A 793-nucleotide genomic window follows, 5' to 3' on the forward strand; every position below is an offset into this window, starting at 1 on the left:
CTGTGAAGCTTGGACGCTAGTTCAGGTGGAGTCATTGTTGAAATACCACTCTGGTCATATTGGATATCTAACTTCGAACCGTAATCCGGTTCAGGGACAGTGCATGGTGGGTAGTTTAACTGGGGCGGTTGCCTCCCAAAAAGTAACGGAGGCGCCCAAAGGTTCCCTCAACCTGGTTGGTAATCAGGTGTCGAGTGTAAGTGCACAAGGGAGCTTGACTGTGAGACTGACAAGTCGAGCAGGGACGAAAGTCGGGACTAGTGATCCGGCAGTGGCTTGTGGAAGCGCTGTCGCTCAACGGATAAAAGGTACCTCGGGGATAACAGGCTGATCTTGCCCAAGAGTCCATATCGACGGCATGGTTTGGCACCTCGATGTCGGCTCGTCGCATCCTGGGGCTGGAGTAGGTCCCAAGGGTTGGGCTGTTCGCCCATTAAAGCGGTACGCGAGCTGGGTTTAGAACGTCGTGAGACAGTTCGGTCCCTATCCTCTGCGCGCGCAGGAAATTTGAGAAGATCTATCCCTAGTACGAGAGGACCGGGATGGACGAACCTCTGGTGTGTCAGTTGTTCCGCCAGGAGCACCGCTGATTAGCTACGTTCGGAATGGATAACCGCTGAAAGCATCTAAGCGGGAAGCCAGCTTCGAGATGAGATTTCCATGGCTTAGGCCGAGAGACTCGCAGCTAGACTACTGCGTTGATAGGCTGGATGTGGAAGCAGGGACTAAAGACCTGTGGAGCTGACCAGTACTAATAAGTCGATAAATTGATAACACCCCACCTCACTGGGCA

At 53.2% G+C, this 793-nt stretch carries 1 rRNA gene; it reads left to right on the top strand.

Going from position 1 to position 793, the window contains the following annotated elements:
• Positions 1-776: ribosomal RNA gene (locus I6E52_RS14230) — 23S ribosomal RNA — on the top strand; the annotation flags it as partial.
• Between the last annotated feature and the right edge of the window lie 17 nt (positions 777-793).

Source organism: Salinibacterium sp. NG253 (genome assembly GCF_015864945.1).
GTDB lineage: Bacteria > Actinomycetota > Actinomycetes > Actinomycetales > Microbacteriaceae > Rhodoglobus.